Origin of the sequence: Streptomyces xanthophaeus (assembly GCF_000725805.1) — a bacterium.
Classification (GTDB): domain Bacteria; phylum Actinomycetota; class Actinomycetes; order Streptomycetales; family Streptomycetaceae; genus Streptomyces; species Streptomyces xanthophaeus.
In genome coordinates this window covers 251,119-274,531 of the sequence record NZ_JOFT01000011.1, presented here as the reverse complement: position 1 = coordinate 274,531, position 23,413 = coordinate 251,119, and the positions used below count along the sequence as shown (strand labels likewise).

Annotated in this window: 19 protein-coding genes and 3 pseudogenes; 13 read left to right on the top strand and 9 right to left on the bottom strand. The window is 72.5% G+C overall.

Annotation, left to right across the window (positions count from 1 at the left end; translation table 11 throughout):
- Positions 1–164 precede the first annotated feature (164 nt).
- A complete protein-coding gene (locus IO30_RS0104795) occupies positions 165–1,673 on the top strand; it encodes a UDP-N-acetylmuramoyl-L-alanyl-D-glutamate--2,6-diaminopimelate ligase (RefSeq protein ID WP_031139577.1) in 1,509 nt (502 codons plus the stop codon).
- A gap of 92 nt (positions 1,674–1,765) precedes the next feature.
- On the top strand, positions 1,766–2,365 hold the full coding sequence (locus IO30_RS0104790; protein WP_031139575.1) for a dihydrofolate reductase family protein: 600 nt from the start codon (positions 1,766–1,768) through the stop codon (positions 2,363–2,365).
- 51 nt (positions 2,366–2,416) lie between these two features.
- Here IO30_RS0104790 and IO30_RS0104785 read toward each other — a convergent pair whose 3' ends face one another.
- Positions 2,417–3,547: a hypothetical protein gene (locus tag IO30_RS0104785; RefSeq protein ID WP_157853087.1), complete on the bottom strand. Its 1,131-nt coding sequence runs from the start codon at positions 3,545–3,547 to the stop codon at positions 2,417–2,419.
- A 333-nt stretch (positions 3,548–3,880) separates the two neighbouring features.
- Between IO30_RS0104785 and IO30_RS0104780 the strand changes: the two genes are divergently transcribed.
- Genes IO30_RS0104780 through IO30_RS0104770 form a run of 3 tightly spaced genes read left to right on the top strand, consistent with a single transcriptional unit; the run spans position 3,881 to position 7,361 of the window.
- Complete coding sequence (locus IO30_RS0104780; RefSeq protein WP_031139571.1) at positions 3,881–5,557, top strand: NAD(P)/FAD-dependent oxidoreductase; 1,677 nt, start codon at positions 3,881–3,883, stop codon at positions 5,555–5,557.
- Entirely contained in the window at positions 5,554–7,011 is a 1,458-nt protein-coding gene (locus tag IO30_RS0104775; RefSeq protein ID WP_031139569.1) for an ATP-binding protein, read from the top strand. The genes IO30_RS0104780 and IO30_RS0104775 overlap by 4 nt, the downstream gene beginning before the upstream one ends.
- On the top strand, positions 7,008–7,361 hold the full coding sequence (locus IO30_RS0104770; protein WP_031139567.1) for a UBP-type zinc finger domain-containing protein: 354 nt from the start codon (positions 7,008–7,010) through the stop codon (positions 7,359–7,361). The genes IO30_RS0104775 and IO30_RS0104770 overlap by 4 nt, the downstream gene beginning before the upstream one ends.
- Before the next feature lie 42 nt (positions 7,362–7,403).
- Here the strand turns inward: IO30_RS0104770 and IO30_RS40080 are convergent.
- Positions 7,404–9,194 (bottom strand): annotated as a pseudogene (locus tag IO30_RS40080) (ATP-binding protein).
- Between the two features lie 434 nt (positions 9,195–9,628).
- On the opposite strand from IO30_RS40080, the gene IO30_RS0104760 reads away from it, so the two are divergent.
- Both IO30_RS0104760 and IO30_RS0104755 read left to right on the top strand, forming a co-directional pair.
- Positions 9,629–10,861 (top strand): cytochrome P450 family protein, encoded by a 1,233-nt coding sequence (locus tag IO30_RS0104760; protein ID WP_031139565.1) that lies wholly within the window; start codon positions 9,629–9,631, stop codon positions 10,859–10,861.
- A gap of 22 nt (positions 10,862–10,883) precedes the next feature.
- Positions 10,884–11,435, top strand: a complete 552-nt coding sequence (locus IO30_RS0104755; protein WP_031139563.1) for a GNAT family N-acetyltransferase — start codon at positions 10,884–10,886, stop codon at positions 11,433–11,435.
- An 18-nt stretch (positions 11,436–11,453) separates the two neighbouring features.
- Here the strand turns inward: IO30_RS0104755 and IO30_RS0104750 are convergent, their stop codons facing one another.
- On the bottom strand, positions 11,454–12,902 hold the full coding sequence (locus IO30_RS0104750; RefSeq protein WP_051859338.1) for a DUF7824 domain-containing protein: 1,449 nt from the start codon (positions 12,900–12,902) through the stop codon (positions 11,454–11,456).
- A gap of 165 nt (positions 12,903–13,067) precedes the next feature.
- On the opposite strand from IO30_RS0104750, the pseudogene IO30_RS0104745 reads away from it, so the two are divergent.
- A pseudogene (locus tag IO30_RS0104745) lies at positions 13,068–14,480 on the top strand (Hsp70 family protein); the annotation flags it as partial.
- A gap of 75 nt (positions 14,481–14,555) precedes the next feature.
- Positions 14,556–14,864: a DUF7677 family protein gene (locus tag IO30_RS0104740; protein ID WP_031139556.1), complete on the top strand. Its 309-nt coding sequence runs from the start codon at positions 14,556–14,558 to the stop codon at positions 14,862–14,864.
- A gap of 9 nt (positions 14,865–14,873) precedes the next feature.
- Here IO30_RS0104740 and IO30_RS0104735 read toward each other — a convergent pair whose 3' ends face one another.
- A complete protein-coding gene (locus IO30_RS0104735; RefSeq protein ID WP_031139554.1) occupies positions 14,874–15,455 on the bottom strand; it encodes a GNAT family N-acetyltransferase in 582 nt (193 codons plus the stop codon).
- A gap of 162 nt (positions 15,456–15,617) precedes the next feature.
- Between IO30_RS0104735 and IO30_RS0104730 the strand changes: the two genes are divergently transcribed.
- The 3 genes from IO30_RS0104730 (at position 15,618) to IO30_RS0104720 (ending at position 18,271) form a co-directional block, all read left to right on the top strand.
- Positions 15,618–15,842, top strand: a complete 225-nt coding sequence (locus tag IO30_RS0104730; RefSeq protein WP_031139553.1) for a hypothetical protein — start codon at positions 15,618–15,620, stop codon at positions 15,840–15,842.
- Between the two features lie 87 nt (positions 15,843–15,929).
- Positions 15,930–17,849 carry a hypothetical protein gene (locus IO30_RS0104725; RefSeq protein ID WP_031139550.1) on the top strand — a complete coding sequence of 640 codons (1,920 nt, stop codon included), beginning with the start codon at positions 15,930–15,932 and terminating at the stop codon, positions 17,847–17,849.
- A gap of 74 nt (positions 17,850–17,923) precedes the next feature.
- Positions 17,924–18,271, top strand: coding sequence for a VOC family protein (locus IO30_RS0104720; RefSeq protein WP_031139549.1), 348 nt, complete (start codon positions 17,924–17,926; stop codon positions 18,269–18,271).
- Positions 18,272–18,296: 25 nt separating this feature from the next.
- Here the strand turns inward: IO30_RS0104720 and IO30_RS0104715 are convergent, their stop codons facing one another.
- The 3 genes and pseudogenes from IO30_RS0104715 to IO30_RS0104705 form a co-directional block, all read right to left on the bottom strand.
- Positions 18,297–18,947 (bottom strand): HAD family hydrolase, encoded by a 651-nt coding sequence (locus IO30_RS0104715; protein WP_031139547.1) that lies wholly within the window; start codon positions 18,945–18,947, stop codon positions 18,297–18,299.
- A gap of 23 nt (positions 18,948–18,970) precedes the next feature.
- Positions 18,971–19,939: pseudogene (locus IO30_RS0104710) on the bottom strand (arginine deiminase family protein); the annotation flags it as partial.
- A gap of 576 nt (positions 19,940–20,515) precedes the next feature.
- Positions 20,516–20,779 carry a DUF6225 family protein gene (locus IO30_RS0104705; protein WP_031139543.1) on the bottom strand — a complete coding sequence of 88 codons (264 nt, stop codon included), beginning with the start codon at positions 20,777–20,779 and terminating at the stop codon, positions 20,516–20,518.
- A gap of 117 nt (positions 20,780–20,896) precedes the next feature.
- On the opposite strand from IO30_RS0104705, the gene IO30_RS0104700 reads away from it, so the two are divergent.
- Entirely contained in the window at positions 20,897–21,403 is a 507-nt protein-coding gene (locus IO30_RS0104700; RefSeq protein ID WP_031139541.1) for a hypothetical protein, read from the top strand.
- Here the strand turns inward: IO30_RS0104700 and IO30_RS0104695 are convergent.
- Both IO30_RS0104695 and IO30_RS0104690 read right to left on the bottom strand, forming a co-directional pair.
- Positions 21,378–22,715: a sensor histidine kinase gene (locus tag IO30_RS0104695; protein WP_063768188.1), complete on the bottom strand. Its 1,338-nt coding sequence runs from the start codon at positions 22,713–22,715 to the stop codon at positions 21,378–21,380. The genes IO30_RS0104700 and IO30_RS0104695 overlap by 26 nt on opposite strands.
- Positions 22,712–23,371, bottom strand: coding sequence for a response regulator transcription factor (locus tag IO30_RS0104690; RefSeq protein ID WP_031139537.1), 660 nt, complete (start codon positions 23,369–23,371; stop codon positions 22,712–22,714). Before IO30_RS0104690 ends, IO30_RS0104695 begins: the two co-directional genes overlap by 4 nt.
- Positions 23,372–23,413: the final 42 nt, after the last annotated feature.

Below are 23,413 nucleotides of genomic sequence, written 5' to 3'. Positions count from 1 at the left end.
CGGACCGCCGCGCCCCGACCACCGTGCCCGGACCGGCCCAGGCCCCGCCGTCCGGGGGCGACGCATCGCTCCCCCCCACACACCACCGCAGTCCCGACCTCCGTCGGCGCTGCCGCCAGGCGAGGGCCGCACGCCGGGCCGTAGCCGCCTCCGAAGGGACCACCGTGAAGTTGAGCGGGTTGTTGACCGGCCATGAGCACCACGTGATCCAGGGCGACGCCGAAGCGACGCGGATCACCGCGGGCACCACCTTCGACGTCGACCGGGTCGTGCCGGGCTCGCTCTTCATCGCCGTACCCGGTCACCGCGGTGGCGGTCCGGCCGCCATCGGCGCGGCGTTCGCCCGCGGGGCGGTCGCGGTGATCGTCGACGCGGCGGGAGCCGCCGCGGCGTCCCCCGGACGGGAACTGCTGCCCGATGCGTGCGTCGTACGGGTCCCCGACACCCGCAAGGCGGCCGCGGTCGCCTCCTCCCGCTACTTCGGCGAGCCCGGCCGGCAGATGGACATGGTGGCCGTCACCGGCACCAACGGGAAGACCTCCATCTCCTCCATGGTCGAATCCCTGCTGAGGATCTCCGAGGGCGCCTCGGTGGGCGTGATCGGGACGGCGGGCAGCCGGATCGGCGACGAGATGATCCCGATGCCGCCCTCGGTGCTGACCACACCGGAATCCCCCGACCTGCAGTACCTGCTGGGCCACATGCGGGACCGGGGCACCGCCAGCGTGGTGCTGGAAGCCACCTCGATGGCGCTGCAGACGTACCGGGTGGACCGGACCTTCGTGGACGTCGGCGTCTTCACCAACCTCACCCAGGACCACCTGGACGACCACGGCACGATGGCCCACTACACGGACGCCAAACTGCGCCTGTTCCAAGGCCTGTGCAGGCACGCGGTGGTCAATGCCGACGACGCCGTGGGAGCCCGCATCCCCGCGATGATGCCGGGCGCCGTGACCACGTACGGCCTCGACACGGAGGCCGACTTCCGTGCCACGGACCTGGTCGCGGACGCCTCGGGCACCCGGTTCGTCCTGCACCACGCGGGCCGCGAGCACCCGGCTGCCGTCCCCGTCCCGGGCCGGTTCTCGGTGTCCAACGCGCTGGCGGCGGTGGCCGCCTGCCGGGTCCTGGGACACGACGTGGACGGACTCGTCGCAGCCCTCGCGCAGATGCCACCGGTACCAGGGAGGTTCGAGCGCTTCGTGACCCCGGACGGCACCTCGGTGATCGTGGACTACGCGCATTCGCCCGACTCCCTCGACAAGGTCCTCACCGCCATCCGCGGTTTCGCCCGGGGCCGCGTCATCACCGTCTTCGGCTGCGGCGGGGACCGGGACACCACCAAGCGGGCCGAGATGGGCCGGATCGCCGGAACCCACTCCGACCTGTGCGTCCTGACCTCGGACAACCCCCGTACGGAGGACCCCGAGGCGATCCTGGACCAGATCGCCCCCGGCATCGAGGGCACCGGAACGCCGTACGAGCGGTCCGCCGACCGCAGGAGCGCCATCGGGTACGCACTGGCCGCGGCCCGGCCCGAGGACGTCGTCCTGATCGCCGGAAAGGGCAGTGAGCCCCACCAGATCGTGGGCGAGGAACTGATCCCCTTCAGCGACATGGCGACCGTACGGGACCTCGTACGGGCCGCCGGGGCCGCGCAGAGCCGCTGAAGTCGGAACCGGGATCCGGGTGCGCAGGTGTTTGACTGTCGTCAGCCCCGATGCCGAAGGCGGCACCTGCGGACAACGAAGGAGACCATCCGATGGGCAAGGTCATCACCGGCGCGACGATGTCCCTCGACGGCTACATCGCAGGTCCCAAGGAGAGCGGCTTCGACCTGCTGTTCCAGTGGTACGGCAACGGCGACGTCGAACTCCCCTCGGCCAGTCCCGACGTGCCGCCGATCCGGATCTCCGCCGCGAGCGCCGCACTGGTCAAGCCGGAGTGGGAGAACACCGGCGCCCTGGTCGTCGGCCGGTACCTGTACGACATGACGAACGCCTGGGGCGGACGCCACCCGATGGACGTGACCACGGTCGTGCTGACCCACCGGCGCCCCCAGGACCGTCCCGAGGACGACGAGGACTTCGTCTTCGTCACCGGGGGCATCGAGGCGGCGGTGGCCAAGGCGAAGGAACTGGCCGAGGGCAAGAACGTCGTGGTCAACGGCGGACAGATGGCCAGGCAGTGCCTGGAGGCCGGTCTGCTCGACGAGATCGGCGTCGAACTCGTACCGGTCGTCCTCGGCGGCGGGAAGACGCTGTTCGGCGAACTCGGCGGCACACCGGTGCAGTTCGAAGGGCCCACGGCGGTGGTCGAGGGCACCGGCGTCACCCACCTGCGGTACCGGGTCAAGAAGTAGGACGACGAAGCCGGGGCGCGCCCCACGGGACGGCCCCGGCTCCTGACGGGCCTACTGCTGCGGCAGGTAGGACTGCTGGGTGGCGCAGGTCCAGATCACCGGCTTCAGCTTGCCCTTCGCGTTGACGGCGGCCCCGCCGACCCGGCCGTCGTCGGAGACGGACTCGGCCGCGCTCGCCTTGTTCACGGCGAGCCGGGGCAGGGCGCGCACCGCACCCGTCCCCGTCCAGAGCTGCGCCTGGTCCTGCACGGCCTGCTCGTCCGGGTGGAACTTCGCGGTGCCGACGGACACGCCGCTGGTCGGGCTGATCGCCTCGAAGGTCCCGTACGGGTGCGTGCTCAGCACACCGGGCGAGGTGCCGGGCTCGGTGTACGGGGGCGTCCAGGACCACGGCTTGAACTGGTACCCGAATCCGTACCAGTCGTAGCCGACGACCCGGCCGCCCTCGTCCAGGTCCTGGACGTAGCTGTCCTGCACGGTGCCGGAGAGGATGGTGGCCGGTCCGCCGTCGGCCGGCCAGATCAGCGGGTAGGTCGTCTCCACGTGCCCGCCCGTCTCCGGGTTCTCGTAGTCCTGCCTGGCCATGCCGAGGATGTCGCCCTTGTTGTTGACGGCGGTGACCAGCTCGATGCGGGTGTCCGGCCCGGCGGTCGCCGGCAGGTGCAGCTCGCGGACCTTCTGGCCGTCCTTCCAGACGAGGCCCACGCCGGCCCGGTTGCGCGAGACGACGTATCCGGCGTCGTTGACGTCGGTCTCGCCGTACGCGTAGTCGCTGCCCGGCAGCGGCGTGATCGCGGCGGCGCCCGCCCGGTAGGTGAACACGTAGCCCTCGGCGCCGTGGACGACGCCGACCATCAGGCCGCTCTTGTTCACGGCGGTCACCTCGCCGGAGAGGCCGGCGGCGGGCAGCGGAACCTTGTGGAGCGTGGTGCCGGTCCAGTAGACGGGCAGCCCGCCGGAGACGCCGACGGAGAGCTTGCCCGTACCGAGGCCGAGGACGCCCTCGGTCTGCGGGTTGCCCGGGTTGTAGAGGGAGGTTCCCAGGGAACCCAGTACCTGGATCTTCGGCGTGCAGGTGGCGGCGGTGGCGGCGGAGGCCGGGCCCACGGCGGTGATGATCCCGGCCAGGACGACGGCGGCGGCTGCCGCAGAGGCGCCCCGGCTCATGACTGTGCTGCTCACGGTTCGAATCCCCCTGTGATGTGCGGTGGTGGCGCAGACGCGCGCCCGGACGGTGTCGGCTCCGGGCGCGCGAGATCCCCTGCTGCGTCATATGCCCTGTGACAGCGGCTCGTTGATGCTAACCGCCGACGCTCCTGTTCGCTCGTCGTTCATATGTCTGAATTCGACCGCGGGGGCCGAACGTGACCGACCGCACACCCACAGTGCGCGGACCGTGGTGTCCCGGAGCGATCCCGGACGAACGCACATACGATGGGCGGGAACCGGCGCCGGCCGCCCGCCGCGCCGCGCGCCCGTCCAGACCGCCCGTCCAGACCGCCCGGGGTGGAACGCATGACACAGGCCGCCGACACAGCGCGGACCGTCATCCTGACCGTGGACGACGACCCGGGTGTATCCCGCGCCATCGCCCGTGACCTGCGGCGCCGCTACGGCGCCGGGTACCGGATCGTGCGCGCCGAGTCCGGCGAGTCCGCACTGGAGGCGCTGCGCGAGCTGAAGCTGCGGGGCGACCTGGTGGCCGTGATCCTCGCCGATTACCGCATGCCGCAGATGAACGGCATCGAGTTCCTCGAACAGGCGCTGAACGTGTACCCGGGCGCGCGGCGCGTGCTGCTGACCGCGTACGCAGACACGAACGCCGCCATCGACGCGATCAACGTCGTCGACCTCGACCACTACCTGCTCAAGCCCTGGGACCCGCCGGAGGAGAAGCTCTACCCCGTCCTGGACGACCTGCTCACGGCCTGGCGCTCCAGCGACTACCGGCCGGTACCCGCCACCAAGGTGGTCGGGCACCGCTGGTCCGCCCGCTCCTCGCACGTCCGGGAGTTCCTGGCCCGCAACCAGGTGCCGTACCGCTGGTACTCCTCCGACGAGCCCGAGGGACGACGGCTGCTGGAGGCGGCCGGGGCCGACGGAGAGCACCTGCCCCTGGTGGTCACCCCGGACTGCACGGTGCTGATCGAGCCGGAGGCGCCCGACCTGGCCGCCCACGTGGGCCTCGCGACGACGCCCACCGCCGACTTCTACGACCTCGTCGTGATCGGCGGCGGCCCGGCCGGACTCGGCGCGGCGGTGTACGGGGCCTCCGAGGGGCTGCGGACGGTACTGGTCGAGCGGTCCGCCACCGGCGGACAGGCCGGGCAGAGCTCCCGCATCGAGAACTACCTCGGCTTCCCGGACGGCGTATCGGGCGCACAGCTCACGGACCGCGCACGCCGCCAGGCCGGCCGGTTCGGCGCCGAGATCCTCACCGCGCGCGAGGTCACGGGCCTGGAGGTCAACGGCGCGGCGCGCATCGTCCGCTTCTCCGACGGCTCGACCGTCGCCGCGCACAGCATCATCCTCGCCACCGGGGTCTCGTACCGGCAGCTCCAGGCACCCGGCTGCGCCGACCTGACCGGCTGCGGGGTGTACTACGGCTCCTCCCTCACCGAGGCCTCCTCCTGCCAGGGGCAGGACATCTACATCGTGGGCGGCGCCAACTCCGCAGGCCAGGCCGCGATGTACCTCGCCCGGGGCGCCAAGTCGGTGACGCTGCTGGTGCGCGGAGAATCCCTGAGGGCGTCGATGTCGTACTACCTGATCCAGCAGATCGAGGAGGCGGCGAACATCACGGTCCGCACCCGGACCGTCGTCGAGTCGGCGCACGGCGACGGGCACCTGGAGCAGCTGACACTGCGCGACGTGGACAGCGGCGCGACCGAACTCGTCGACGCCCAGTGGATGTTCGTCTTCATCGGCGCCGCCCCGCTCACCGACTGGCTGGACGGCACGGTCCTGCGCGACGAGCACGGCTTCATCCTGGCCGGACCGGACCTCACACCGGACGGACGCCCCCCGGCCGAATGGGAACTCGACCGCCCGCCCTACCACCTGGAGACCAACATTCCCGGCGTGTTCGTGGCGGGCGACGCGCGCGCCCAGTCCGCCAAGCGCGTCGCGTCCGCCGTAGGAGAGGGAGCCATGGCCGTGATGCTCGTCCACCGGTACCTGGAGCAGTCATGAGCGGACAGGTCCTTCCCTGCAGCCCGCAGGAGATCGCCTCGCTGTTCCTCTTCGAGAAGCTCTCCCCGGAACAGCTCGGGCGGCTGTGCGGCGAGGGGCGGGTCGAGCAGTTCGACACCGGTCCGGTGTACACCGAGGGAGACCCGGCCACCTGTTTCTACGTGATGATCGAGGGCACCGTCGTCCTGTCCCGCCGGGTCGGCGGCGACGACGTCGAGGTGAGCCGCACCTCCCAGCGCGGGGTGTACTCGGGGGCCATGCAGGCGTACCTGGGCGACCGGGTGCCGCAGGTCTACAACAACTCCATGCGGGTGACCGAGCCGACGCGGTTCTTCGTCCTGCCCGCGGAGTCGTTCGCGGACATCATGCGGGAGTGGTTCCCGATGGCGGCGCACCTGCTGGAGGGGCTCTTCTTCGGCTCGAAGAACGCCCAGGCGGCCATCGGCCAGCGTGAACGGCTCCTGGCGCTGGGCTCGTTGTCGGCCGGGCTCACCCACGAGCTCAACAACCCGGCCGCGGCGGCCGTCCGGGCCACCGCGACGCTGCGGGAACGGGTGGGCAAGATGCGGCACAAGCTGGCCCACATCGCCCAGGGCTCCTACTCCCGCGAGGCCCTCGCCGACCTCATCGAGATCCAGGAACGCACGGCTGAACGCGTTGCCAAGGCAACGGCGTTGAGCCCCCTGGAGGCCTCCGACCGGGAGGACGAGCTCGCGGACTGGCTGGAGGACCACGGCTTCCCGGAGGGCTGGCGGATCGCGCCGACCTTCGTCCAGGCCGGCCTGGACACCGACTGGCTGGAGCAGATCGCGGCGACCGTGGACGAGGACATCCTCCCGGGGGCCATCGGCTGGCTCAACTACACGGTCGAGACGGAACTGCTGATGGACGAGATCGACGACTCCACCACCCGCATCTCCCACCTCGTGGACGCGGCCAAGCAGTACTCGCAGCTCGACCGCGCCCCGCACCGGGTCGTCGACGTCCACGAACTCCTCGACAGCACCCTGCTGATGCTGTCCGGCAAGATCGGTCCCCGGATCAAGGTGGTCAAGGACTACGACCGTTCCGTGCCGGACGTCCCCGCCTACCCGGCGGAGCTCAACCAGGTGTGGACCAACCTCGTGGACAACGCCGTCTTCGCCATCGGCAGCACCGGCGGCGAGGGCACGCTCACGGTCCGCACGGCACGGGAGGGCGAGCGGCTGCTCGTGGAGTTCCGCGACACCGGTCCCGGCATCCCGGCGGAGATCCGCAGCCGCATCTTCGACCCCTTCTTCACCACCAAACCGGTCGGCGAGGGCACCGGCCTCGGGCTGGACATCTCCTGGCGGATCGTCGTGAACAAGCACCACGGCAGCCTCCAGGTCGAGTCCGCCCCGGGCGACACCCGCTTCCAGGTCCTGCTGCCGCTGACCGCCGCGGAATCCGACACCGCGGAGGAGCCCGCATGACCGACATCGCCGGAATCGACCCGAGCGTCCCGCCCACCGGAACCGGTTGCGCCGACTGCGATGCGGTGGGGGGCTGGTGGCTGCACCTGCGGCGGTGCGCCCAGTGCGGCCACATCGGCTGCTGCGACTCCTCACCCGCCCAGCACGCCACCGCCCACTGGCGGTCCACCGGCCATCCCCTCGTGCAGAGCTTCGAGCCGGGTGAGGAGTGGTTCTGGAACTACGACACCAACGCCCTGTACGAGACCGGGCCCGAGCTGACACCGCCGGGCGGCCACCCGGCCGACCAGCCCACACCGGGACCGGCCGACCGGGTGCCGCAGGACTGGACGCGGCAGCTGCACCGCTGAACGTCCCACCGCTCCCAGTGCGGGGCGGTCAGCAGGACCGGATCAGATGTCGAGGAAGCGGACGTCCTTGGCGTTGCGCTGGATGAAGGAGCGCCGGGCTTCGACGTCCTCACCCATCAGCACGCGGCGTCGTCCAGGGTGACCTGGCCGAGCACGCGGTGGTCGACGTCCATGGTGGTGACGCGCAGTTCCTCGGCGTTCATCTCGCCCAGACCCTTGAAACGCTGGACGGTGTCGTCCCGCAGACGCTTGCCGGCTCGCCGTCCGCGTGCGAGGAGCGCGTCGCGCTCGCGGTCCGAGTACGCGTACTCGAAGTCGCAGCGCCTGGACCTCGGTGTTCTGGAGGATCTTGTCGATGCGCGCCTTCTCGACGTTCAGGATCTTGCCGCGGATCGGCAGGATGGCCTGGTACATCGGGTTGCGGCCGGACTTCGCGGAGCCACCGGCCGAGTCACCCTCGACGATGAAGATCTCGCACTTCGCCGGGTCGTCCGCCTGGCAGTCGGCGAGTTTGCCGGGAAGGGCGGCGCTCTCCAGCAGCCCTCTTCGGCGCGTCAGTTCGCGGGCCCTGCGGGCGGCGAGGCGGGCCGTGGCCGCCGCGCCCGCCTTGCGGACGATGTCGGCGGCCTCGACCGGGTTGCGGTCGAACCAGTCGGACAACTGCTCGTAGGTCACGCGCTGGACGAAGGACCTGGCCTCGGTGTTGCCCAGCTTGCCCTTGGTCTGGCTCTCGAACTGGGGCTCGCCCAGCTTGAGGGAGACGATCGCGGTCAGCCCCTCGCGGATGTCGTCACCGGCGAGGTTGTCGTCCTTCTCGCGCAGCAGCTTCTTGTCGCGGGCGTACTTGTTGACCAAGGCGGTGAGTGCGGTGCGGAACCCTTCCTCGTGCATGCCGCCGTCGTGGGTGCGGATGCCGTTGGCGAAGGAGTAGAGGCCTTCGTTGTAGCCGGTGTTCCACTGCATGGCGATCTCCACGGACAGGGTCCGGCCGGGGTCGCGGTCCCCGACGGAGATCACGGCGGGGTGGACGGGCTCGCCCTTGCGGGAGCCCAGGTGGCTGACGAAATCGGCGATCCCTCCCGCGTAGTGGTAGGTCACCGTGCGGTCCGGGACGCGTTCGTCGGCCAGGGCGATGGTCAGGCCCTTGTTGAGGAAGGCGACCTCCTGGAACCGGCGGGAGAGGGTCTCGAAGGAGTACTCGACGGACTCGAAGATGCTGTCGTCGGCCCAGAAGGTGATGGTGGTGCCCGTGGCGGCGGTGGCCTCGTGCCGGGCGAGCGCCGCCACGGGGAGGCCGCCCTTGAACTCCTGGCTCCACCGGTACCCGTCCCTGCGGACCTCGGCGGACACCCTCGTGGACAGGGCGTTGACGACGGAGAGGCCGACACCGTGCAGGCCCCCGGAGACGGCGTAGCCACCGTCACCGAACTTGCCGCCCGCGTGCAGCACGGTGAGGACGACCTCCAGGGCGGGCCTGCCCGCGGAGGCGACGATGCCGACGGGAATGCCGCGGCCGTTGTCGGCGACCTCGATGCCCCCGTCGGCGCGGATGGTGACGCCGATGGTGTCGGCCGCGCCGGCCAGCGCCTCGTCCACGGAATTGTCGACCACCTCCTGCACCAAGTGGTGCAGGCCGCGCTCGCCGGTCGACCCGATGTACATGCCCGGCCGCTTGCGGACCGCGTCCAGCCCGTCGAGGACGCTGATGGAGCGGGCGTCGTAGGACGGTTCGGGCGCCGAGCCGCTGCCTGCGGGCGGAGAGGGAACCGCGGCGCGGGCGGACACGGCCGGGTTGCGGGGATCGGTCACGAAGTACTCCTTCGGGCGCAGCACGAACCGCGCCCCCGCAGGGGGCGGCGCGTGGAGAGGGGGATGCAGCAGCTTGCGGACCGGCCGGGCGCGGTCATGGAGGGATGCCTGGCGCCGGGGCCGGCAACCACTCCATTCTATTTGTCACCAGCCCACGATCCAGGGGCCGTTGCCGCCCCGAGCTGCCCCGCTGACGCTGTGGCGGCCTGTCGGGCCGCTGGCCTATCCCCCCTCGCGGGTGGACGGGTTCGCGCTCCAGTCGGGCTCGTGCAGCCTTGGTGGACCTTCGGGCGGGAGTGGCGGCGGGGGCAATCGAAAAGTCCTGACGGGGTACCCGGAGTGCCCGGCCGGGGCGTGCGGGGGACACGGGCAGGCGGAGTGTCAAATGCCCTGTACGGGTCGAATCCGGCGTATATCCTCGCCCTCCGGAACGAAGGCGACCCACCCCTGGAGGCACCGTGAGTGAGCAGCCCGTCCTGCTGCCCTACGCCGACCCGGACTTCGTCGCCGACCCCTTCCCGCTGTACCTCCGGCTTCTCCAGGACGCCCCCGTCCACCGCGCCGTCATCGCGGGCGGCCTGGAGGCCTGGCTGGTCACCCGCTACGAAGACGCCCTCGCCGCCCTGTCCGACCCCCGCCTGAGCAGCGACGTACGCGACGCCACGGACACCCGCCTGCTGCGGCAGCTGCCCGAAACGGAGCGCGAGGGGCTGCTGAGCAACATGCTCCGCAGCGACCCGCCCGACCACACCCGCCTGCGCCGCCTGGTCTCGAAGGCGTTCACCGCCCGCAGGGTGGCCGGGATGCGGCCCCGGATCCAGGCCGTCACCGACCAGCTGCTGGACGCCGTCGTCCCCGCAGGCCGCGCCGACCTCGTCGCGGACTTCGCGCTGCCGCTCCCGGTCACGGTGATCAGCGAACTGCTCGGCGTGCCGGTGGACGACCGTCACGACTTCCAGCGCTGGACCGACCGCATGATCATGCGGGGCGCGGAGCCGCCCGACCCGGCCGTGGTGAACGAGGCCTGGCAGCACATGCGCGCCTACGTGGCCGACCTGATCCGGGCCAAACGGGCACACCCCGGCGACGACCTGCTCAGCGGCCTCATCACCGCCCGGGACGAGGACCAGCAGCTGACCGAGGACGAGCTGATCGCCATGGTCTTCCTGCTCCTCGCCGCCGGCTACATCACCACGGTCAACCTGATCGGCGGCGGCATCGCCATGCTGCTCGCCCGGCCAGTCCAGCTCGACCTGCTCCGCTCCGACCCCGCACTGCTGCCCGGCGCTATCGAGGAGTTCCTCCGCTACGACGGCCCGGTCAGCCCCGGCATCGCCCGCTTCGCCCGCGAGGACGTGGAGATCGCAGGGGTGACGGTCCCGCGCGGCGCGACCGTACTGATCGCCTCGGCGATCGCCGACCGGGACCCGGCGCGGTTCCCCGACCCCGACGACCTGGACATCACCCGGCAGGACAACGCGCACCTCGCCTTCGGGCACGGCATCCACTACTGCCTGGGTGCACCGCTGGCCCGCCTGGAGGGGCAGATCGCCATCGGCACCGCGCTGCGCAGGCTCCCCGGACTCGCGCTGGCCGTGGCGCCGGACGAGATCCCCTGGCGCCCCGGGGGGCTGCGCGGCCCCCAGAGCCTGCCGGTCACCTTCACCCCCGGCCGGCAGCAGGGGCTTTGACGCCACGGCCTAGCATGGGCCCATGTCCTCCACTACGCCGTCACGGGTCGAACTGTGCCCGCTCACCCTCGCCGACCAGGACGAATTCTGCTCCCTCGTGAGGGCCAGTGCCGAGCTCCACGGGCCGTGGATGCAGTTGCCCGCGACCGCCGAGGACTTCCAGGACTGGATGCGCCGTTTCGGCGACGGCCTCAACCGGGGCTATCTGATCCGCGTCCGGGAGACCGGTGCAACTGCCGGTACGGTCAACATCAACTCGATCATCCGGGGCCGCTACCAGGGCGCGTCCCTCGGCTACGCGGCCTTCGCCCCGTCCGCGGGGCGGGGTTATATGACCGAAGGAATCACCGCCGCCCTGCACCACGCCTTCGACGATCTGCGGCTCCACCGGCTGGAGGCCAACATCCAGCCCGCGAACAAGGCCTCCTTGGCCCTGGTCCAGCGCCTGGGCTTCCGCTACGAAGGCCTGTCGCCCGCCTACCTCTACATCAGGGGGGCCTGGCGCGACCACGAACGCTGGTCCATCACCGCGCCGAATCCCTGGACCCCCGACCCCTCCCTTCCCGAGGTCTAGGCGGCCGCGGCTCGCCCGTCAGGGGCCGGTGAGTGCGGAGTTCAGACGGCGGGCCCCGGTGGCCAGCCGCGAGGAACCGGGCCGGGCCGCGGCGGCCGCCACCCCGGCCGGGACCGGGCCCGTGGCCCCGCAGCGCTCCACGCACTCGGCGGCAACGGCCAGCACCTCGCCCGCACCCCGTACCGAGGGCAGGAGGGCCGGCAGCACCTCGGCGAGGACGGCCCAGACCGTGGCGTGGGCGCCCGCAGCCGCAGCCGAACGGGCCGCCTCCGCGAGCCGGTTGGACTTGACCGTGCCCAGGCGCACCATCGAGGCCAGCTCACCGCCCAGCAGCCCGGCGTCCAGCTCGCCCCGGCCGGCCAGCACCAGCAGGGCCTCCACCGCCGGGCTCCGGCTCCCCGGGTACCGGGCGCCCAGCCCCGCCGCCACGGCCGCATGCAGACCGGGCCCCGCAGGCCCGCCCAGCCGGGCCAGGTGCGGCAGCATCCAGGCGCTGCCGTGGTCGCCGGCCGTAGCGGCCAGCGTCACGCTCGGCAGCAGCCAGGCGGCCTGGGTGTCCCGGTCCTCGGGCAGCACCGAAGCGCGTACGGCGTGCCCCTCGTGCCAGTGGTAGCACTGGGTGAATCCCTCGTGGGCGCGGCCCAGCCAGTGGAAAGCCTCAGGGAACTCCCGCCGCAGGAGCGGTCGTTCACCGCTCACGAACGCGACCTGCGCCACCGCGGTGCCCGTCCGCGACCAGGCCCGGTGCGCCAGCGGATCGGGCACCACCACCCGGCGGAGCGCCGCGCCCGGTTCACCGTCCGGCCCTAGCCAGGCGGCGAGCCGGTCGCCCTCGGCGGTCCCGAGCCGGGCCGCGGCCCCGGCCGCGGCCGCGGCGTCCGGACCGTGGCGCCGTACGCGCAGCAGCGCCTGCCCGAAGTCGGCGGGTCCGGGGCGGACGCCCGACCGCCGGTACTCCGAGAGCCGCTCGACCAGCTCCGCCGCCTCCAGCGCTCCCGTCTCCCAGGTCGGCGTGGCGAGCAGGAACGGCAGAGGCCGGCCGGACCGCAGCGCGTACCCGATCTCACGCACCCGAGCCGCCGCCACCAGCTCCAGCCCGCCCTGCGCGCACTCCTCGTGCCCGCGCCGCCGGCGCAGGTACGAGGGTTCGAGGCTGTACCCCGCAACCCGCCACAGCAGCGTGGCCACGACGACGTCCAGCGCGGAGAGCCGGTCCGCCTCGGTCTCCTCCTCGGCGTAGCGGTGCCCCAGCGCCGAGGACAAGGCCGCAGCGAGCGCGTGACGGTCGCGGTGGGCCTGCCGGACGAGCCCGTCCAGCGCGCGCTCGAAGACCGTCACGGTGTGCACGTGACGGTCGAGATGAGCAGCCGTCAGCTCGACGGTCTCGGTGAGCCCCGCGGGGGCGGCGTCGAGCCGCGGCACGGGCGGCACGGGCGGGAGGGCGTCCTGAGTGGCGGTCCAGATCATGCGCCAACGCTAGAGGCGCCCACTGACACCCCCACGCGCGTGCGGAGGGCGGAGGGCGGAGGGCGGAGGCGGAGGGACGGATCGGGACAACGGCCTGCGCGTGCCGCAGCGCCGTGCCTACGCTTTCCTGCACGAGCGGCATCGCGTTCGACGGCGGGAGAACCAGTGGCGCGCATGGTGGGGATCGACCTGGGAACCAGCAGCTCGGTGGTGTCCGCCCTGGACGGTGAGCGGTTCGTCGTGATCCCCAACGCCGAGGGCAGCTCCAGCACTCCGTCCGTGGTCGCGTTCACCGAGGACGGACGCACGCTCGTGGGGGAGCCGGCCCGCAGGCAGGCCGTCACCAACGTCGGCCGCACCGTCTCCTCCGTCAAACGGCACATGGGCACCGGCTGGAGGCTCGCGGTCGACGGCCGGACCTACGACGCCACACAGATCAGCGCGCTGATCCTGCGCAAACTCAAGCGGGACGCCGAGGCCCACCTGGGCGAGGAGGTCAGCGGCGCGGTGATCACCGTACCGGCGTACTTCTCGGAGGCCGAGCGCCGGGCCACCCTGCAAGCGGGGGAGCTCGCGGGCCTCCACGTCCAGCGGATCATCAACGAACCGACGGCCGCCGCGCTGGCCTGCGGAGCCGACTGGGAGGACCAGGTGGTGCTCCTCGTCCACTTCGGCGGCGGAACCTTCGACGTCTCGCTGATGGAGATCGGCGACACCGTGGTCGAGACGAAGGCCACCTGCGGAGACAACCGGCTCGGCGGCGACGACTGGGACAGGCGGGTGGCCGTGTGGCTGGCCACCCGCTTCGAGGAAGCGCACGGGTTGGACCTGACCTCGGACCCGGTGGCGATGCGGCGGCTGAGCGAGGCCGCCGAACGGGCCAAGATCGAGCTGTCCTCGGCGACCGCGACCGAGATCGAGGTCCCGTACGTGGCCGTGTCCGGGGACGGGCCGCTGCACCTGGAGCAGACGCTGACCCGGAGCATGTTCGAGCAGCTGACGGCCGACCTGCTGGACCGCTGCACGGGCCCCCTGCGCAGCGTCTTCGCGTACGCGGGGATCCAGAGGGCTGAGGTGACCCGGGTGGTGCTGGTCGGCGGGGCGACGCGGATGCCCGCCGTGTCCGGCCTGGTCCGGGCGCTGGTCGGCGCTCATGCCCCCATCACCCTCGGGCAGTCGGAGGCGACCGTGGCGAACGGTGCCGCGCTCCAGGCCGGAGTGCTCAGCGGGCACATCAAGGACCTCCTGCTCCTGGACGTGACCCCGTTCTCCTTGGGGATCGCGCTCACCGGGGGAGAGATGGCCCGGCTCATCGAGCGCAACACCACCATCCCGACGAAGCGCTCGGAGCAGTTCTCCGTGACCGGCACCGAGGGTGCCACGGCCGTCCGGATCCCGGTCTGCCAGGGCGAGAGCACGAAAGCGGCGGAGAACGACCAGCTGGGGGTCCTGGAACTCGCCGGGCGCGGCAAGAAGATGACGATCGAGGTGGCGATCGACATCGACGCCAACGGGGTCGTGACCGTCTCGGCCAAGGACCTTGCCACCCGTGCAGAGCAGTCGATGACCCTCACCGGCGTTCCCGCGCAGCGCAGGCAGCAGTGACCCGGGGCCGGGCTGCGGCGGCGTCCCGGCGGCTGGCAGGGTGATCACATGACACACCTAGCGACCGATGTACGTGCCGCTCTCCGGTTCTTCGCGTTCTTCCTGGGCAACGGCACCCTGGACGACGAACTCCTCGACGGCATCGACTACCGCGCCCACCTCCTCGAATTCGGCTCGGACCTGGAGATGGTGTTCGCGGTCTTCGCCAACGTCCTCGAAGTCGACGAGCACGGACACACGCTCAACGGCGGCGACGCCCAGTACCGGGCCGCCCAGTGGGTCCGTAGGCGCTGCGACCCCGGGTACCAGGTGGAGCCGCCGTTCGAACCATGGGAGACGGAGCTCCACGGCCCCTGACCCGGTCCTTCAGCGGCAGGCTCCGGGCTGCTCGCGGCGCAGGTCGAGCAGCATCACGTCATGGTGGTCCGCCCCCTCGCCCCACGGCCGGGCCTCGCCGACCTTGCGGTATCCCCACGCCCGGTAGGCAGCCGACGCCGCCTCGCTCGCCGGGTGGACGTTCAGCAGCACCCGCTCGGTGCCGATGCCGTCGAGCAGCGTCTCGTGCAGACGCCGCGCGACACCCTGCCCGCGCCACGGTCCGCGCACGGCGAGTTCCATCAGCCCGAAGGTGCGGCGCCCGTCCTCGCGCCGCAGGTCGGCGGGCACGGGCTCGGTCAGTTCGTCCCACCACACGGTGTCGGGCCGGAGCGGATGCCCGTACGCCATGCCGACCGGCTCGCCCTGCCCAGTACGCGCCAGGACAGCGTGAAAGCCGGGGTTGCGGGTCTGTCCGGGGAAGCGGCGGAAGGCGGCTGCGACGTCGTCCGCGGTCTCGTCGTACGGAGGCTCCGCGAACGCTTCGGCGTAGATCAGCCGGAACGCGCCCTCGGCCTGTACTGCGGCCGGTCCGTCCATGTGCTGCGTCGTGACGATGCCTTGCTGCGTCATGTGGCCCCCTGTGACAGTCCCGCACCCTGCGTTCGCGGTGTACTCGCGTCCCGCTGCAAACTCCCGGATCTTACCCGCCAAGGGCAGCGGGACGGCCGGCGGCGTTCCCCCGGTCAGGGATCCCGGGATGCCGTGCGGGCGGGTCGCCTGCACGCTGGGGGCATGTCGGACCGTACGGAGATCGTCATTCATCCGGTGTCGCCCCGGGGCGGCCGGAAGGTCACGGTGCACGCACTGGGCGTGGACGCCGACCTGGGCCGGGCCTTCACGCCCGGCGACGTGAGCGAGTTGCTGCGCAGCGCAGGCCTGGAGGACGTCGACCTCTCGGAGGACGGGCCGATCAGGTGGGAAGGCGGCGGGCCCGAGGTGTGGATCGCCGGCACCTGACCCGCTGAACGGCGGCGACCCCGGCCGCCCGCCGAGCTCCGCGCGCGGCCGTAGGCCCGGGGACGGCGATGATCTAGGCTCCCCCGCATGGACGAACGGGGGGCCGGGGTGCCCTGGCACGTACTGGAAGGGGTGCCGGCGGGCCGGGAGGAGATACCGGAGCTGCTGCGCGGCCTGGTGACCTTCGGGCAACGCCGCCACGCGTGGCTGCGGTTGGAGAAGAAGCTGGGCTGGCGGACCGACGACCCGCTCTTCGCGCACGCGGCGTCACACCTCTTCGAGCTGCTCCCGGCGCTCGACGAGCGCCGGCTCGTCCGGGCGCTCGACTTCCTGGCCCGGCGCGGCTTCCACGCCACCCGGAGTTCCGCCGGCGTGCACTACATGGGCTTCACGGTGTTCGCCAACGCAGGACGCCATGTGGTGCCCCTGATCACACATCCGGCGGCGGGCGTGCGGTCCGGGGCCGCCTTCGTCCTGCGCGAGGTCCGCTGCGAGGACCCGGCCGCACTCGACGCGCTGCGTCAGCAGGCCGCCGCGGAGGACGACCCGACGGCCCTCGTCTCCCAACTGCTCGCGGTGGGCACGCTGTCGAACCTGCCGTCCTGCACCGCAGATCCGGCGGAGGCGGCGGCATGGTTCCGGCCGTGGCTGGAACACGAGCACTGCCACGTACAGCTGGCGGCCGCGCGGGGCGTGCTGTCCGCCGGAGCCCCGGACACCGGGGCGGACACGACGGGGGCGGGCCGGGCGACGGCCCGTGCGCTCGGCGTCATCGGGAACGGCCCGCTGCCGGACGTACCGTACTGGCCCGGTGGCCGCTACCGACGGGTCGAGCGCATCGCGCAGCTCCTGGCACCGCACCCGGACGAGGCCGCGGACCTGGTGGCCGCCCTGGCGGACCACGCGCGTACGGACCTCCGCGAGGCGGCCGTCGTGGCAGCGGGGGCACGGCTGCGGTACTGGCGCGACCCCGCGCCCGAGGTGTGGGAGACCGTCGCCGCAGGCCTGGACGACGAGTCCGGGGTGGCTTCCGCATCCCTCGATGTCTTCGCCCGGGGCGGGGCCGCCGCGGCCCCGTACGCGGACCGGCTCGTCCGCTTCGTCGAGCGGTACGGGGACACCCGCCACTCGCACAGCACCGCCACCGCGGTGCGGGCCCTGGCAGGGATGGGCGACGACAGGGCAGCGGCCTGGTACGCCGACCGTTTCGGGCACTCCTACCTGCTGGTCGACGAGCTGCCCGGGCGGTGGGCGCCCGAACTCCTGCCGGTCTTCCGCAGTCTGCTCGCCGCCGGTGCCGAAGGCGGCGCAGGGACCGAGGTCCTGCGCATCCTCGCCGCGTGGGGCCCGGCCGCCGCTCCGGTGGCCCCCGAACTGGCCGCGCTGCTGACCACGCCGTCCGCGCGCCCTGCGGCCGAGGCGCTGGGCCGGATCGGCCCGGCGGCCCTGGCGGAGACCGCAGGCGCCGCCGGATCGCCGGCGGGGGTGCTCGCAGGGCTCGCCACGGGCGACACCCGTCGGCCGGGGCCCCGCCGACGGGTGGCGCAGACCGCCGCCTGGGCGCACTGGCGCCTCACCGGCGACCCGGAGCCGGCGCTCAGGGAGTGCGGCGCGGCCGCGCGGGCGGGCCTCGGACGCCCGGTGCTGCGCTACCTCGCCGACCTGGGTCCGCTGGCAGCGCCGTACGCCGACGCGGTCCGGCCGCTGCTGACCTGCCCGGGGGAGTGGAGCCGGGTCGGCGCCGCCGAGGCCTGGTGGCGGATCACCGGTGACCCGGCACCGGCCGTCGAGGCCCTGCTGCCGGAGCTGGCGCCGCTGGCCCGTCACGAGTTCACCCCGCTGGCCCTGCGGACCGTAGGCGTACTGGGCGCGATCGGCCGCCCCGCGGCAGTGGCCCTGCCCGCCCTGCACGCGGTCGCGTCCTCGCACCGCCGCTACGGCGGGGACATCCTGCGGGACGAGGCACTGCACCGTGCGGCGCAGCAGGCCGTGGCGGGCATCGGCTAGAGCGGCACGGGAGGGGATTCCTGGCAGGATGCGTGGCGAGCGCAGTCCGCCGTCCCCGCACCAAGGAGCAGCCGATGCCCGTACACCGTGTCGTGCCCAACGTCCGGTCCGAGGCAGCGCAGGAGAGCCGGGAGTTCTACGGCCTGCTGGGGTTCGAGGAGGTCATGGACCTCGGTTGGATCATGACGCTCGCCTCCCCGTCCGCCCCCGGGGCGCAGATCAGTTTCATGACCGCCGACAGGACCGCACCGGTCAACCCCGACATGAGCATCGAAGTGGATGACGTCGATGCGGCCTACGAGGCGATGCGGGCGCAGGGCGCGCAGATCGTCCATCCCCTGCAGGACGAGGAGTGGGGCGTGCGGCGCTTCATGGTCCGCGACCCCAACGGGCAGGTCGTCAACGTGCTAGCCCATCTCTGACGGCGCGCTCACGACCGTACGGCGGTCACCGTCCGGCGAGCAGGGCGGGGAGTTCGCGCATGTCGTGGAAGACGGTCGTGCCGGGGCCTTCGAGCCGCTCCGCCGGGGTGAGACCGCCCGCGTAGCCGAACGCGCGCATGCCCGCGGCCCGCGCGGCCCGCACACCGGGCCCGCTGTCCTCGACCACCGCACAGGCGGCGGGGGCGACGCCCATCCGCCGGGCGGCGTGCAGGAACAGGTCCGGCGCGGGCTTGCCGTGGGCGACTTCGGACGCACTGTAGATGCGGCCGGCGAAGCGTTCGTAGAGGCCGGTACGGCCCAGGGTGTGGCGCATCTTGTCGTGGGAGCCGCTGGAGGCGACACAGGTGGGCAGGGTGATCGCGTCGAGCGCCTCGGGCAGCCCTTCGACGGGGGCCAGGGCGGTGTCCACGGCCTCGCGGTGGAGCTGCTCGAACCGGTCCGACCACGTCGCGGCCGTCTCCTCGCCCAGCCGGTCGGCGACCAGCCCGCGGATCGCGGCGTGCGAACGCCCGATGAACCGCTCGACGACTTCGACCTCGGTGAGCGGCCATCCCAACTCCGCGCCGAGGGCGACCTGGACACGGGCGGCGATCCGCTCACTGTCGACCAGCACCCCGTCGCAGTCGAATATCACGAGCTCAATCGGCAAGATCATCACCGCAGCATAGGCGCCCGCCGTCAGAAGTCCACGGCGTCCCGGATGAGCGGGCACGTCATGCAGTGTCCGCCGCCGCGTCCGCGGCCGAGTTCGGCACCGACGATGGTGATGACCTCGACACCTGCCTTGCGCAGCAGCGTGTTCGTCTGGGTGTTGCGGTCGTAGGTGAAGACCACGCCGGGCTCCAGGGCTACGGCGTTGTTGCCGCTGTCCCACTGCTGGCGCTCGGAGGCGTACACGTCGCCGCCGGTTTCGATGACCTGCAGCCGGGGCAGGCCGAGGCCCTTGGCCACGACGTCGACGAACGGGCTCGTCCCCTCATCCGTGATCTCGACGCCGACCGGCTTGTCGCTGGGGCGCAGGGAGAAGGTGTGCACCGCGTCCATGATCCTGGGGTAGAGGGTGACGACGTCGCGGTCGGCGAAGGTGAAGACGGTGTCCAGGTGCATGGCGGCACGCAGCTTGGGCATGCCGGCGACGATGACCTGCTGGGCGGCTCCCTTCTTGAACAGGGAGGCGGCGACCTGGGTGATGGCCTGCCGGGACGTGCGCTCGCTCATGCCCATCAGGACGACGCCGTTGCCGACCGGCATGATGTCGCCCCCTTCGAACGTGGCCTGGCCCCAGTCCTGTTCGGGGTCGCCCCACCACACGGTGGCGTCCTTGAAGTCGGGGTGGAAGGTGTAGACCGCCTTCATCAGGAGCGTCTCGTCGTGCCGGGCCGGCCAGTACAGCGGGTTCAGCGTGACGCCGCCGTAGAGCCAGCAGGTGGTGTCACGGGTGTAGAGGGTGTTGGGCAGCGGGGGCATCAGGTACTCCCGCGCCCCCGTCCCCTCCTGCGCCAGTGCCACGTAGTCCGAGCGGAAGTCTTCCGGCAGGTCGGCGGTCGACAGTCCGCCGATCAGGTAGTCCGCCAGCGCGCGCGGGGCGAGTGTCTCCAGGAAGGCCCTGGTGCCCTCGAGGAGGCCGAGCCCGACCTCGTTGGCGGTTCCTTCGTCTACGCCGCTGGGTGGCGGGGCTGCTGGCCACTGACCGGTGGCGGGCCCTTGTCCGCCCCCGGCCCGGGCCGGCGTAGTCGAAGACCGCGATCGGGCCGTAGGCCGGGGTGGGCACGCCCGGCACGGCTCCCATGAAGGCGCCGCAGGAGTTCCACGGGACGAGCGCGCAGGTGACGGCGCCGCTGCCGGCGCACAGCCGGGACGAACAGACGGCCGGTGAGGGGCATGCGGACCCGGCGACGAAGTTCCGGATCACGGCGGGCCGGAGGAACGCACCCCATACCCCCGCGCCGCCGACGAGCCCCACGCCGGTCGTGCCCGCGGTCGTCCGGGAACCCTCGATGCTCATGGCAACCAGGCGCCGCAGCCATGGAGCACAGGACCAGGGCCGCCTGGACCGGCCCGTCCGGCGTGTCGAGGCCGAAGGGGCGAGGCGAACGGAGCGGGGAGGCAGGACGACGAGCAGTGCACGGCGCCGCCCCCTGCCGTGCGGGACGGGGCCGTGGCAACGGGTGCTTGAGGACGGGCCCGGCCGCAGGGGCGACCGCGTGGTGACGTGCCCGGCGTTCAGTCCAGGTCGGGGTAGTACACACCGGCCTTGGCGTCGGCGAACAGGGTGAACTGGATCTGCGGCGGGTCGCCGCCGTCGCTGTGGGCGTCGATCTCCACGGGTTCGGCGTCGACGAGCACGAACTCGCCGTACCCCTCGAAGTCTCCCGGACCGTCGGCGACGCCGATGTGGATCGGGGTGTCGTCAGGGAGGTCGGCGAGGGCGGAGCGCAGGCGCCCCGCGGTCCAGACCTGGGGGGCGTGATCGAACGTGTCTGCCATGCGACGAGGCTAGTGGTGGTGGACGGGCGGCCGGGGAAGCGCCACGCCGGAGGCGTCCGGACCGCCGTGCCGCCCCGCCCCGCACGGCCGCGGCCCGGGACGTCGTACCGTGGACCGGTGGGGAACACATTCGGCGTCGGCGAGCAGCGGTTGTACCTGTCCAACGGGGGCACGGAAGCGTTCGTCGAGACGCTCATGCTGGCCGTCTCGGACCTCGCCGAGGACGTGTGGGACCACCGCTTCGCAGCCCTGCTGACCCTGCAGGACCAGAACGCGATGGGGCGGGGGACCGTCGGCTTCGACCTGACGGACATCGACTGGGGCGCCACCCCACGGGAACGTGCCCGGGCCAAGGAGTTCGTGCTGCGCGCCACCGCACTCGCGGCGAGCCGGCACCGCTGGAGCGAGCTGGGCTACGACCCTCCGTTCGCCCAGGAATACCTGCGCCGCTTCGCGGAGATGGTCGAGCACTTCGAGCCGGCCGGGGACGCCCGCCCCACCGGAGGCTTCCCCGGCCCCGGAGACCGCGCGACAGCCTCCTGCGCACGACACCGGATCCTCAGCGCGCTCCCGCACTGGGAAGGGTGTTTCCTCTGCATCAGACCGGAGCCCCGGCCGCACTGACCTCCCGTTCCCCGTGCACCGCGGCTCCCTCGGGCGGCCGGTGGGCCGGGAGGCGGACGGTGATCGTCAGCCCGCCGACCGGCGCCGGATTCGCCTCGACGGCCAGCTCGGCGCCGTGCGTACGGGCGATCGAGGCGACGATGGAGAGCCCCAACCCGGCACCCTCGCCCGGGGCGTGGCGCCGCTCCGCCCGCCGTCGGAAGGGTTCCAGGAGCCGTGGGACGTCGGCCGGGTCGATCACCGGGCCGGTGTTGGTGACCGTCAGCCGGCCGTCGGCGGCGGTGGCCAGGGTCAGCCGCCCGCCCTCGTGGTTGTGCCGGACGGCATTGACGAGCAGGTTGCGCACCAGGTGGCCGAGGAGGACGCGGTCGCCCCGGACGGTGACGGGTACGAGGGCGTGCTCCACGACCACGGCCACCTCCTCCTGGTCGCAGCAGGCCAGTTCGGCGGCCGCCAGCTCGGCGAGTTCGACCGGCGCGGTGGTTTCCAGGGGCTCCTCGGAGGCCGCGAGCAGCAGCAGCGATTCCACCAGGTGCCCCGCGGCGTCCGCGTTGTCGATGAGCTTCTCCCGGATCCTGGCCACGCGCTCGGGCGGAGGGTGCCCCGCCAGACCGATCTCGGCCGCGGCCCGCTGGACGGCCAGAGGGGTGCGCAGCTCGTGCGCCGCGTTCGCCGCGAACCGGCGCTGGGCCGCCACCAGGTCCTGCATGCGGTCGAGCATCCCGTCGAACGTGTCCGCGAGGCCCTTGAGTTCGCCGGGAGGGCCCTGCAGGGCGATCCTCTCGTGCAGGTTCTCGCCGGACAGCCGCCGCGCGGTTTCGGTGATCACACCGACCGGGCGCAGTACGCGTCCGGCCATCCACCACGCCAGCCAGACCGACAGCACGGCGAAGACGGCCAGCGCGATCAGGGACACCCACAGCAGCCGCCCGAGCATGGCGTCGGTGGCGGCGTCGGAGATCTTCTGGATCGCTGCGGGGTCGGGGGCCGGGCCGACGAAGTCGGGCCTCTGGTCCGGGGGCAGTGTCTGCGCCGGGGTCGGTGGCGGGCGCACCCCGGCGCCCGGATTCGCACCGGGTGTGACCGCCTTCGAGAGCGTGCCCGGGCCCGCGGTCATGACGGCGGTGCTGACACTGGCGAGCAGGCCCCCGCCCACCAGTACGTAGACCAGCGCGACGAGACCGCCGCCGGCGAGGACGAGCAGCGACCCGTACAGCGTGGTCAGCCGGGCCCGCTCGCTGCGCAGCAGCCGCAGGGGACGCACCTGCGACAGCACCCGCCGCCGCCCGCCCGGCCGGTGGGCCGCGGTCACGGCTGGATCCGGTAGCCCGCGCCCGGGACCGTCTCGATCAGCGCCGGCTCACCCAGCTTGGCGCGGAGCTTGCTGAGGGTGACCCGGACGGCATTGGTGCCGTAGCTGGTGTTCTCCTCCCACACCTGCTCGATCAGGTCGTCGTTGCCCACCACTGCACCCTCGGCGCGCATCAGCGCCTCCAGGACGGCGAACTCCTTGCGCGCCAGCGCCAGCCGGCGCCCGTCCCGGCTCGCGCTGCGCCCGGCGGTGTCGAGGGCGAGGCCGCCGCACTCCAGTACCGGCGGCAGGGCCGGCCGGGCGCGCCGGCCGAGGGCGAGGACCCGGGCCAGCAGCTCGTCGTAGGCGAAGGGCTTGGTCAGGTAGTCGTCCGCGCCCAGGCCGAGCCCCTCGACCCGGGCGCGCACCGTGCCGGAGGCCGTCAGCATCAGGATCCGCGTCAGGTGGCGATCGCGTACGACCTGCCGGCACACCTCGTCGCCGTGCAGGCCGGGCAGGTCCCGGTCCAGCACCAGGACGTCGTACTCGGCCAGGTGCAGCCGGCGCAGCGCGTCGAGCCCGTCGCCCGCCTCGTCCACGGCGAGCGCGTCCCGGCGCAGCCCCTCCGCGATCATCTCCCGGAGGAAGTCCTCGTCCTCCACCACCAGTATCCGCATGGGGTCCTCTCTACCGGAAGTGGGCATTTCGTTTACATAAGG

Bases quoted from the DNA above. Each gene is read 5' to 3' on its own strand.
- IO30_RS0104790 (WP_031139575.1), top strand. From the start codon at position 1,766: ATGGGCAAGGTCATCACCGGCGCGACGATGTCCCTCGACGGCTACATC.
- IO30_RS0104735 (WP_031139554.1), bottom strand. From the start codon at position 15,455: ATGACGCAGCAAGGCATCGTCACGACGCAGCACATGGACGGACCGGCC.
- IO30_RS0104730 (WP_031139553.1), top strand. From the start codon at position 15,618: ATGTCGGACCGTACGGAGATCGTCATTCATCCGGTGTCGCCCCGGGGC.
- IO30_RS0104725 (WP_031139550.1), top strand. From the start codon at position 15,930: ATGGACGAACGGGGGGCCGGGGTGCCCTGGCACGTACTGGAAGGGGTG.
- IO30_RS0104775 (WP_031139569.1), top strand. From the start codon at position 5,554: ATGAGCGGACAGGTCCTTCCCTGCAGCCCGCAGGAGATCGCCTCGCTG.
- IO30_RS0104750 (WP_051859338.1), bottom strand. From the start codon at position 12,902: ATGATCTGGACCGCCACTCAGGACGCCCTCCCGCCCGTGCCGCCCGTG.
- IO30_RS0104715 (WP_031139547.1), bottom strand. From the start codon at position 18,947: ATGATCTTGCCGATTGAGCTCGTGATATTCGACTGCGACGGGGTGCTG.
- IO30_RS0104755 (WP_031139563.1), top strand. From the start codon at position 10,884: ATGTCCTCCACTACGCCGTCACGGGTCGAACTGTGCCCGCTCACCCTC.
- IO30_RS0104690 (WP_031139537.1), bottom strand. From the start codon at position 23,371: ATGCGGATACTGGTGGTGGAGGACGAGGACTTCCTCCGGGAGATGATC.
- IO30_RS0104720 (WP_031139549.1), top strand. From the start codon at position 17,924: ATGCCCGTACACCGTGTCGTGCCCAACGTCCGGTCCGAGGCAGCGCAG.
- IO30_RS0104740 (WP_031139556.1), top strand. From the start codon at position 14,556: ATGACACACCTAGCGACCGATGTACGTGCCGCTCTCCGGTTCTTCGCG.
- IO30_RS0104705 (WP_031139543.1), bottom strand. From the start codon at position 20,779: ATGGCAGACACGTTCGATCACGCCCCCCAGGTCTGGACCGCGGGGCGC.
- IO30_RS0104780 (WP_031139571.1), top strand. From the start codon at position 3,881: ATGACACAGGCCGCCGACACAGCGCGGACCGTCATCCTGACCGTGGAC.
- IO30_RS0104770 (WP_031139567.1), top strand. From the start codon at position 7,008: ATGACCGACATCGCCGGAATCGACCCGAGCGTCCCGCCCACCGGAACC.